We start from the raw sequence: 9,965 nt of genomic DNA on the forward strand, positions 1-9,965 counted from the left end.
GCGGCGGCGCGGGTCGCCGCGGCGCCCGGGTGTTTCAGAAGCCGCCCGACAGCGGGTATTCGATGATCAGGTAGACGCGGTCCAGGTCGGCGCCGCCCTGGACGGCGTTGGCCCGGTGCGCGACGTGCGCCAGGCTCAGGCTGAGGTCGCGGGCCGCGCCGCTCTGCACCACGTAGCGCAGGTCCAGGTCGCGTTCCCAGTGGCGCCCGCCACGGCCGTACGAGTCGGCATAGGCGCCGCCGCGGGGGGCGTGGCTGCCGTCGATGCGGCTGCCGCGCACGTAGCGTGCCGACAGGCTGAGGCCCGGCAGCGCCGCGCTGGTCCACTGGTAGCGCAGCTGCCAGGAGCGCTCGCCGGGGCCGTTGAAGTCGGCGTACTTGGCCGAGTTGGCCAGGTAGATGGAATCGCCGCCGACGAAATCGAATGGCGTATCGCCCTCCACCCGCTGATAACCCAGGCTCAGGCCGTGCCCGCCGAGCCGCAGGCTGCCGAGCAGGCTGTAGGCCAGGGTGTCGATTCGGCCGGCGCGCGCCGCGCCGCTGTCGCGGGTGCGGTACAGGTTGGCGTCCAGCGCCCAGCGGCCGAGGCGCGCGTTGAGGTTGGCGTAGGCCTGGTCCCAGGTCTCATCCAGGCGCCCGGTGTACAGCGCGCCGCCCCAGGCCGAGCCAGGGCCGCTCATGCGCAGTCCTGCCAGGCTGAGGCCGCCGTGGCGGGTGCTGGCGCCGTAGCCGGCGAAGTCGCCGTGGCCGCTGCTGGCGTCCTGGTTCTTGAACGCGGTGAAGCGCCCGGCCTGCAGCCGCATGCCTTCCAGGGCGTGGCTGTCGAGCAGCCAGCCGCTGGCGTATTCCGGCTGCAGGCGCTTGTCGCCGGTGTCCAGCAGCGGCGTCTCGACCGTCATCTCGCCATAGCGCAGGCGGGTCTCGCCCCAGCGCAGATGCAGGGCGCCGCCGGCGCTGGAATAGTCGTCCTCGGCCGCGCCGCGGCTGTCCAGCGGCAACAGGCCGGTGCCGGCATGGCCGCGTCCGCCGTCGAGCTTGAGGCCGAGGAAGCCATGGACCTCGCCGCCCAGGCGCAGTTCGCCGAATGCCAGCGGTTCGGCGGCGACGCTGGCGATGAAGCCCTGGGCCCATTCGCGGCGCAGCGCCTGGCCGGGTTCGCGCACGTCGTTGTGCAGCAGGTAGTTGCGCGCCAGCAGCGACCACTCGGCGGCCTGGGCCGGGCCGCTGAGGGCGGCCAGCGCGCAGCTCGCCAGCAGGGCCGCGCGGCTCATGCCGGCGCGCCCCGCGGCAGCAGGCGCTGCGCCACCAGCGGGCCGGGACCGGTGATGGCGAGGCCGGTGTAGAGCACCAGCAGCAGCCAGGCGAACTGGCCCTGCTCCAGGCTCCACTCCGGGTGCACCAGCAGCAGCGAAACGCCGAGCACCGCCAGCACCGGCAGGCAGGCCAGGCGCGCCCACAGGCCGAGGATCAGCAGCAGCGGGCAGAGCACTTCGGCGAACACCGCCAGGCCCAGGGTGAGAGGCGCGCCGAGGCCGAGCGGGTCCTCGATGCGCTGCAGTTCGCCGGACCAGTCCAGCAGCTTCGGCAGGCCGTGCACCAGGAGCAGCATCAACGCGGCGCCGACGCGCATCAGCAGCAGCCCCCAGGACAGCGGGGCGGGCAGGGCGGTGAGGGAGGCAGACGGGGTCATCGGGCGGTTCTCCGCAAAAAGGGAGCGCCACTATCGGCAGGCCGCCGCGGCATTTCTTGGCGCGATGTGCTGGCGCGCCGCGGCCGGCCGCCCGTGTTGCGCCGGGACGCCGCGCCAGGCGCCGGCCGCGGCCGCCTGCACAAACGAGCACATGCATGCAATCCGCGCCGCGGCGGAGCGCGGATAGTGGCGGCAACGACTGAACGCTGTCCGCCGGGGCAGCCCACGCGAGAGCGCCCCGCCCATGGAAAAGACCCTGAACAACCCCGCCGTCTCGGCCTGGTCGCCGCTGCGGACCCGGGTGTTCCGCTGGCTGTGGCTGGCCAGCATCGCCTCCAACATCGGCACCTGGATGCACGAGGTCGGCGCCGGCTGGCTGATGACCTCGCTGTCCGCCAGCCCCCTGGCGGTGGCGCTGGTGCAGGTGGCCGCGGCGCTGCCGATCTTCATGCTGGCGCTGCCGGCCGGCGCCCTGGCCGACATCGTCGACAAGCGTCGCTACCTGTTGGCCGTGCAGCTGTGGATGGCCGCCATCGCCCTGGCCCTGGCGCTGCTGACCCTGAGCGGGCAGATGAACGTGACCCTGCTCCTGCTGCTGACTTTCGGCATGGGCATCGGCACGGCGCTGATGATGCCGGCCTGGTCGGCGCTGGCGCCGGAGATGGTCGGGCGCGAGGAGCTGCCGGCGGCCGTGGCGCTGTCCAGCCTGGGCGTCAACGTGGCGCGGGCCATCGGCCCGGCACTGGCCGGCGTCCTGGTCAGCCTCAGCGGGCCGTGGCTGACCTTCGCCCTGAATGCCGTTTCGTTCTTCGCCGTGATCCTCGCCCTGCTGCTGTGGAAGCGCACGCCGAGCGAGAGCGTGCTGCCGGCCGAACGCCTGTTCGGCGCCATCCGCGCCGGCGCACGGTATGCCCGCAGCGCCCGGCCGCTGCAGGCGGTGCTGGTGCGCACCGCGGCGTTCTTCCTCGGGGCCTCGGCAGGCATGGCCCTGCTGCCGGCGCTGGTGCGCCAGGAGCTGGGCGGCACCGCGCTGGACTACGGCATCCTGCTCGGCTGCGTCGGTCTCGGCGCCATCGGCGGGGCCGTACTGCTGCCACGCCTGCGCGCGCGCTTCGGCGGCGACGTGCTGGTGATGGTCGCGAGTCTGGCCTATGCCGGCGTGCTGTTCGGCCTGGCCTGGCTGCGCGAGTTCGCCTGGCTGGCGCCGCTGATGCTGCTCAGCGGCGCGGCCTGGATCGCCGTGCTGTCGAGCCTGCAGCTGGCGGCGCAGACAGCGGTGCCGGCGTGGGTGCGTGCCCGAGCGCTGTCGGTGTACATCCTGGTGTTCTTCGGCGCCTCGGCCCTGGGCGGCATCGCCTGGGGCGCGCTGGCCAGCCACTTCTCGCTGGGCGTGGCGTTCGCCGGCGGCGGCGCGCTGCTGGTGCTGGGCCTGGTCATGCGCCTGTGGTTCGCCCTGCCGGCGACCCGCGCCGAAGACGTGGCGCCCGCGCTGCACTGGCCGACGCCGATTCTCGACGAGGCCCTGGACCGCGAGCGCGGCCCGGTGCTCGTGACCCTGGAATACCGCATCGCCGCCGAGGACGCCGCGGCGTTCCGCCTGGCCATGGAAGACGTGCGCCGCATGCGCCGGCGCAACGGCGCCTTCTCCTGGGCGCTGCTGCAGGACAGCGAGGACCCGGGCCTGTGGCAGGAGCTGTTCTTCGACGAATCCTGGCTCGAACACCTGCGTCATCACGGCCGCGTCACCCAGGCCGAGCAACGCATCGAGGCCGCCGCGCGGCGCTATCAGCAGGAGGGCGTGCCGCTGCGCATTCGCCACCTGCTGGCCGCCCCGCGCCACTGAATTTCAACCACCGCAAGAAGGAGCGTCATCATGTCCGTCCCCTACAAGCGCCTGAACAAGGACGACGCCGTCGTCCTGTTGGTCGACCACCAGTCCGGCCTGATCTCCCTGGTGCAGGATTTCACCCCCAGCGACTTCAAGAACAACGTCCTGGCCCTGGGCGCCGTGGCCAAGTTCTTCAACCTGCCGACCATCCTCACCACCAGCTTCGAGCAGGGCCCCAACGGCCCGCTGGTGCCGGAGCTCAAGGAGCTGTTCCCGGAGGCGCCCTACGTCGCCCGCCCGGGCCAGATCAACGCCTGGGACAACGAGGACTTCGTCGCCGCGATCAAGAAGACCGGGCGCAAGCAGTTGATCATCGCCGGTGTGGTCACCGATGTGTGCGTGGCCTTCCCGGCGCTGTCGGCGATCGCCGAGGGCTTCGACGTGTTCGTCGTCACCGATGCTTCCGGCACCTTCGACAAGACCGTGCAGCAGGCCGCCTGGTCGCGCATGAGCGCCGCCGGCGTGCAGCTGATGAACTGGTTCAGCGTGGCGTGCGAGCTGCACCGCGACTGGCGCAACGACATCGAGGGCCTGGGCAACCTGCTGTCCAACCACATCCCCAACTACCGCAACCTGATGACCAGCTACTTCACCCTGATCGGCAAGTGAGGCGCGGGCACGCGGCGGGCTCCGTGCCCGGCCGCGTGCTCAGCCCGCCCGGCGCAGCCGCTCGAGCCGCCACTGGCTCGGCGGCTGGCCGAAGCGGCGGGCGAACACCCGCGAGAAGTGCGCCTGGTCGGCGAAGCCGCAGTCCTGGGCCACTTCGGCCACCGAACGCGTGCCCAGGAGCAGTTCCTCGGCGCGCTGCAGGCGCTGGTGCGTCAGCCACTGGTGCGGCGAAAGGCCGGTGCTGCCGTGGAAGGCGCGGGAGAAGTGACAGCGCGACAGGCCGCATTCGCGGGCCAGTTCGGCCATCGACAGGCCGGTATTGAGGTTGGCGGCGATCAGCCGCTTGGCCAGTCGTTCCTGCCAGGCGGAGAGGCGCACCGGCGGCAGCGGGCGGGCGGGGAGGGTCAGTGCTGGCTGCCCGGGAACGGGGCGCGAAGCGGTGAAGGTCGCCGTCGATGCGCAGAGGTTCATGCGTTTCTCTCCCGGACGTTGAAGTCGTGCCGCGGGCGACGGAACACGCCGCAGCCTGGAGATCATCATGGCGCCGCGGGTGCGGCGGCGAAACGAATCGGTGGGTACCTCGACCGCCATCGCGGGGCCGGAAACGGACAGCCTCAGCCGAACTGGTGGCGGTACTGCGCGGGGGTGAGGCCGAGGCGGTCGCTGAACTGCATGCGCATGCAGCGCACGCTGCGGAAGCCGGCGCGGTAGGCCACCGTCTTCAGCGGCAGGTCGCTGGTCTCCAGCAGGTTGCGGGCGCGGTCCAGCCGCGCGCTCTGCACGAATTCCATGGGCGTGAGGCGCACCTCGCGGGCGAACATCCGGGCGAAGTGCCGCGCGCTCATGCCGGCGACACCGGCCAGGCGCTCCACGCTGAGCTCTTCATCGAGGTTGTCCAGGGCGTAATGCTGGGCGCGGCTGATCGGCGATTCCTCGCGCGCCACCTCGGCCAGCATCGGGCTGAACTGGGCCTGGCCGCCCTGGCGCCGGGTGGCCACCAGCAGCACCTTGGCCACGCTCACGGCGATCTGCTTGCCGTGGTCTTCGGCGAGAATCGCCAGCGCCATGTCGATGCCGGCGGTGATGCCGCCGGAGGTGATCAGCTCGCGGTCCTGGATGTAGATCTGGTCGGTGCCCACCCGGGCGCCGGGGAAGCGCCGGGCCAGGCGCTCGGTGTAGTTCCAGTGGGTGGTCACGTTGCGGCCCTCGAGCAGCCCCGCCTCGCCGAGCAGGAAGGCGCCGGTGCAGATCGAGCCGTAGCGGCACGAGGCCAGCGCGGTGTCGCGCAGCCAGGGCAGCAGGTCGGCGTGGTCGCCGTTGTAGGCGCCAGGGCCGCCGGGGATCAGCAGCAGGTCGAAGCGGGCGGGGGCATCCGTGAGCACGTGGTCGGCCAGCATGCACAGGCCGTTGGAGGCGCGCACCGTGGGCTCGGCGCTGCTGATGGTGCGGATGCGGTAGTGATCGGCGGGTGCGAGGTAGCGATTGGCGAGGGAGAACACCTCGATGGGGCCTGCCACGTCCAACATCAGTACTTCGGGAAACAGCAGGATCGCCACGTCTTTCATGGTGCGGTGCATCGGCTCGCGGGTGGGAGGGGAAGAATAGCAATTCTTCCCATCTGCGAGCACTGCGCAATGGAACCCACGCGCCCGCGGCGCGTGAGTGGGGGAGGCGTCAGAAGGCGAAGCAGGAGCAGCCGAAGGCGCCCCAGAAGCCCTGGAAATCGCTGACCGGCACCGACGACAGGCGCGCCCGCTCGTGGCTGTGGGCATGCACGGCGCAGCTGCCGACGCACTGGTGCACGGCCGCTACCAGCGGCGCGTTGGGCTTCCAATGCCCGGGCACCTTGGCTACCGGCGACCAGTCCGGCATCACCGGCAGTTGCGGCGGGCCGAGCTTGTCGAACTCGGCGGCGGCGTAGACCACCTCGCCGCCGACCACCGTCAGCACCGATTCGAGCCACTTGATGGCCTCTTCCTCGACGCCGAAGTAGTCCGCCGACAGGGCCGTCAGGTCGGCCAGCTGGCCCACCCTGATCTGGCCCTTCTTGCCCTGTTCGCTGGAGAACCAGGCGCTGCCGTGGGTGAACAGCTGCAGTGCGGTCTCCCGCGACAGGCCATGGGGCTGCAGTTCCAGGCCGCCGACGGTCTTGCCGCTGACCATCCAGTACAGCGCGGTCCAGGGGTTGTAGCTGGCGACCCGGGTGGCGTCGGTGCCGGCGCCCACCGGCACGCCTTCGGCCAGCATGCGCTGGATCGGCGGGGTGGCCTCGGCGGCCTTGGCGCCGTAGCGGTCGACGAAGTACTCGCCCTGGAAGGCCATGCGGTGCTGGATGGCGATGCCGCCGCCCAGTGCGCGCACGCGCTCGATGTTCTTCGGGCTGATGGTCTCGGCATGGTCGAAGAACCAGGGCAGGCCGTCGAACGGGATGTCGCGGTTGACCTTCTCGAACACGTCGAGCATGCGCGAGATGGACTCGTCGTAGGTGGCGTGCAGGCGGAACGGCCAGCGCTGCTCGACCAGGTGGCGCACCACCGGCTCCAGCTCGCTCTCCATGCTCGGCGCCAGGTCCGGGCGCGGCTCGAGGAAGTCCTCGAAGTCGGCGGCGGAGAACACCAGCATCTCGCCGGCGCCGTTGTGGCGCAGGAAGTCGTCGCCCTGGCCGGGTTTGACGATCTTGCTCCAGTTCTGGAAGTCGGCCAGCTCTTCCTTGGGCTTCTGGGTGAACAGGTTGTAGGCGATGCGCACGGTCAGCTGCTTGTCCTTGGCCAGCTGCTCGATCACCTGGTAGTCGTCCGGGTAGTTCTGGTAGCCGCCGCCGGCATCGATGGCGCTGGTCACGCCCAGGCGGTTGAGCTCGCGCATGAACTGGCGGGTGGAGTTGACCTGATACTCCAGCGGCAGCTTCGGCCCCTTGGCCAGGGTGGCGTAGAGGATCATCGCGTTGGGCCGGGCGATGAGCATGCCGGTGGGCTCGCCGTTGGCGTCGCGGACGATCTCGCCGCCCGGCGGGTTGGGGGTGCTCTTGTCGTAACCGACCACGCGCAGCGCGGCGCGGTTGAGCAGGGCGCGGTCGTACAGGTGGAGCAGGAACACCGGGGTGTCCGGCGCGGCCCTGTTGATCTCGTCGAGGGTCGGCAGGCGCTTCTCGGCGAACTGGAATTCGTTCCAGCCGCCGACCACCCGCACCCATTGCGGGGCCGGGGTGCGCTCGGCCTGGTCCTTGAGCATGCGCAGGGCGTCGGCCAGCGAGGGCACGCCTTCCCAGCGCAGCTCCAGGTTGTAGTTGAGGCCGCCACGGATCAGGTGCAGGTGCGAGTCGTTGAGGCCGGGGATCACGGTGCGCTTCTGCAGGTCGACGACCCGCGTGTTGCCGCCGCGCAGGGCCATCACCTCGGCGTCGTCACCGACGGCGACGAAGCGGCCGTCATGGATGGCCACGGCGCTGGCCTTGGGTTTCTCCCGGTCCACGGTATGGATGCGGCCGTTGTACAGGATCAGGTCGGGATGCATGGAGCCTCCTTTGTCGGCGCCGAAGATCGGCAGGGACGGCCACAGCGCGCCGGCGGCGCCGAGCAGGGATGTGGCGGCGAGAAAGCGGCGCCGGCTGTTGTCGGCGGGATCGTGGGACATGGGGACCTCCGGGTCAGGGTCGGTTGAGCCAGGGGGCGAGCCAGCGGGTGACCCGTGGCATGAACAGATAGACCACCAGCAGGACGATGGTCAGGGTGATCGCGGTGTTGCTGGCCAGGTAGCCGCCGAGCCAGGGCAGGGCGGCGAACGCCGGCTGCCAGAGCAGCGGGATCAGCAGGCTGAGCGGCAGGATCACGGCGAAGGTGACGCAGGCCTGCTTCCAGCGTGGCGGTGGAACCTCGGCATCGGCCGGGGCGAACCAGAATTCGCGGCCGGGGTGCAATTCCAGGTCTTCCTGGCGCTCCAGCAGGGGGCGGACTTCCTCGATCAGCCGGCGACGCTCGTCCGAATCCAGCCAGTCTTGCAGTTGCGGGGCGCCGTTGAAGCGCAGCACGCTGGTGAACAGCGGCAATCCTTCGTCGGTGCCGCGAATCACGTCGACGCCCAGGTGGCCGGGGTAGCCGTGCGCGGTCTGGACGATGCGGTGCAGCCAGTGCTCGTAGGCCTGCTCCCGGCCCTGGCGAACCCGGTGGCGGATCAGCAGGGTGACCACGTTGTCGGCGTGTTGCGTTTCCATCGTCAGGGGCCTCTGGCCTGATGCTTCGGGAGCCGCCAGTGTCGCGCCAGACGAGGGGGATCGATTGCATCGGTGTGCCGGCTTTGTTCCGATGTGATCAAAGCCGAACGCTCGGGGCCGGCCAGGCAGTCGCGCAATGGGTGTTGATGTGGCCAGGCCGGGATGCCGGCGCCAGGCGACTTTGGCTCGCGATGGCGCGAGGTGGGCGGCCCTGCGCTCGGTTGTCGAACGAAGGCCCGCCTGCTGCGTCGCGAAAGCATCCCGCCCCGCCCGCGACGGGCGGGCGGGATGCTCATCTCACTGGGCGGTTGCCGCCGCCTCGATGATCCGCGCCACCGGCTCGGGGTTGGAGATCATCACCACGTGCGAGGCGCCTTCCACCACGACGGTCTGCTTCGCGTGCGCCCGTTCGGCCATGAACTGCATCGCGCGCGGCGGGATGTTCTTGTCCTTGTCGCCGTAGATCCACCACGACGGCGTGGTTTTCCAGGCGGCCACCGTCGCCGCTTCATTCAGCGCGCCTTCGGTCACCGGGCGCTGGGTGGCGGCCATCAGGCGCGCCTGCGCCTCGGGCACGTCGGCCGCGAACTGCTGGGGAAACTGGTCCTGCTGGATGTACAGGTCCTTGTCGCCGCCCTCCAGGGCGACCGGGGCATCGAGCGTCGGGGCGAGGGTCGCGCCGGGGAATTTACCGGTCAGGCCGACCGCCGTTTCGCCGACATCCGGGGCGAACGCCGCGACGTAAACCAGCGCCTTCACGTTCGCCTGCCCGTAGGCGGCGGTGCTGATGACCGGGCCGCCGTAGGAGTGCCCGACCAGCACCACGGGATGCGCGATGCTCTTGAGCACGCTGGTCACCGACTGGGCGTCGCCCTTGACGCTGCGCAGCGGGTTGGCGGCGGCGATGACGCGATAGCCGTCCTTCTGCAGGATCTCGATCACGCCGTTCCAGCTGCTCGAGTCGGCGAACGCGCCATGCACCAGGACGATGGTGGGTTTATGCGCATCGGCCGATGCCGGTGTCGCCGCCATGGCCGCCCCTGCCAGGGCCAGGCCGAGGGCCAGGTTCTTTATCTTCATGTCTATCTTCCGTTGATGAGCGCGGGGCTGCTGTGTCGAGCGAGCCACTCGCGCGGGGAGTTGCATGCAGCCTCGCCGTCGCGCAGCCGGGCAGGGCGCCGTGGAGGGCGCCCTGCCCGGCGAGCGAGGCGGGCTGTGTCGGGCAGGTCGATGCCTGCCAGGGCGCTCGCTGGTTATTTCAGGTGCTGCTTCAGCTCGTTGCCGGCCTGACGCATTGCCGCCTGCACGGCCGGCACGTGTGCCAGCGGGTTGAGCAGGCCGTAGTCGTGGATCATGCCGTTGTAGCGCACCGCGGTGACGGTGACGCCGGCGGCGTCCAGTTTGCGGGCGTATGCCTCGCCCTCGTCACGCAGCACGTCGAATTCGGCGGTCTGGATCAGGGTCGGCGGCAGGCCCTTGAGCTGCTCGGCGCTGGCGCGCAGCGGCGAGGCGAAGCGCTCGGCGCGCTGCTTCGGGTCGGTGGTGTAGTTGTCCCAGAACCACTTCATC

Annotated in this window: 10 protein-coding genes; 2 read left to right on the forward strand and 8 right to left on the reverse strand. The window is 70.7% G+C overall.

Annotated features, from left to right (window positions below):
• Nucleotides 1-34: 34 nt before the first annotated feature.
• A complete protein-coding gene (locus NF616_RS15335; RefSeq protein ID WP_252274151.1) occupies nt 35-1,270 on the reverse strand; it encodes an OprD family outer membrane porin in 1,236 nt (411 codons plus the stop codon).
• Nucleotides 1,267-1,689, reverse strand: coding sequence for a DoxX family protein (locus NF616_RS15340; RefSeq protein WP_252274152.1), 423 nt, complete (start codon nt 1,687-1,689; stop codon nt 1,267-1,269). Before NF616_RS15340 ends, NF616_RS15335 begins: the two co-directional genes overlap by 4 nt.
• A 244-nt stretch (nt 1,690-1,933) precedes the next feature.
• Between NF616_RS15340 and NF616_RS15345 the strand changes: the two genes are divergently transcribed.
• On the forward strand, nt 1,934-3,532 hold the full coding sequence (locus NF616_RS15345) for an MFS transporter (RefSeq protein ID WP_434091891.1): 1,599 nt from the start codon (nt 1,934-1,936) through the stop codon (nt 3,530-3,532).
• A gap of 30 nt (nt 3,533-3,562) precedes the next feature.
• A complete protein-coding gene (gene ycaC / locus NF616_RS15350) occupies nt 3,563-4,186 on the forward strand; it encodes an isochorismate family cysteine hydrolase YcaC (RefSeq protein WP_252274153.1) in 624 nt (207 codons plus the stop codon).
• Nucleotides 4,187-4,225: 39 nt separating this feature from the next.
• On the opposite strand, the gene NF616_RS15355 is transcribed toward ycaC, so the two are convergent.
• From NF616_RS15355 to NF616_RS15380, 6 genes are all read right to left on the reverse strand, one after another.
• Nucleotides 4,226-4,657 (reverse strand): helix-turn-helix domain-containing protein, encoded by a 432-nt coding sequence (locus tag NF616_RS15355; RefSeq protein WP_252274154.1) that lies wholly within the window; start codon nt 4,655-4,657, stop codon nt 4,226-4,228.
• A gap of 143 nt (nt 4,658-4,800) precedes the next feature.
• The gene (locus NF616_RS15360; protein ID WP_252274155.1) at nt 4,801-5,751 is read right to left on the reverse strand and encodes a GlxA family transcriptional regulator; all 951 of its coding nucleotides are present in this window, start codon (nt 5,749-5,751) and stop codon (nt 4,801-4,803) included.
• A 109-nt stretch (nt 5,752-5,860) separates the two neighbouring features.
• Entirely contained in the window at nt 5,861-7,699 is a 1,839-nt protein-coding gene (locus tag NF616_RS15365) for an amidohydrolase (RefSeq protein ID WP_252274171.1), read from the reverse strand.
• A gap of 133 nt (nt 7,700-7,832) precedes the next feature.
• Nucleotides 7,833-8,396, reverse strand: coding sequence for a putative antibiotic biosynthesis monooxygenase (locus NF616_RS15370; protein ID WP_252274156.1), 564 nt, complete (start codon nt 8,394-8,396; stop codon nt 7,833-7,835).
• Nucleotides 8,397-8,693: 297 nt separating this feature from the next.
• Nucleotides 8,694-9,428: an alpha/beta fold hydrolase gene (locus tag NF616_RS15375; protein ID WP_252274172.1), complete on the reverse strand. Its 735-nt coding sequence runs from the start codon at nt 9,426-9,428 to the stop codon at nt 8,694-8,696.
• Between the two features lie 221 nt (nt 9,429-9,649).
• Nucleotides 9,650-9,965, reverse strand: a 316-nt coding sequence (locus NF616_RS15380; RefSeq protein ID WP_252274157.1) for an alpha/beta hydrolase fold domain-containing protein, incomplete at its 5' end; no start/stop codon positions are given.

The organism is Pseudomonas subflava (genome assembly GCF_023823685.1).
Classification (GTDB): domain Bacteria; phylum Pseudomonadota; class Gammaproteobacteria; order Pseudomonadales; family Pseudomonadaceae; genus Aquipseudomonas; species Aquipseudomonas subflava.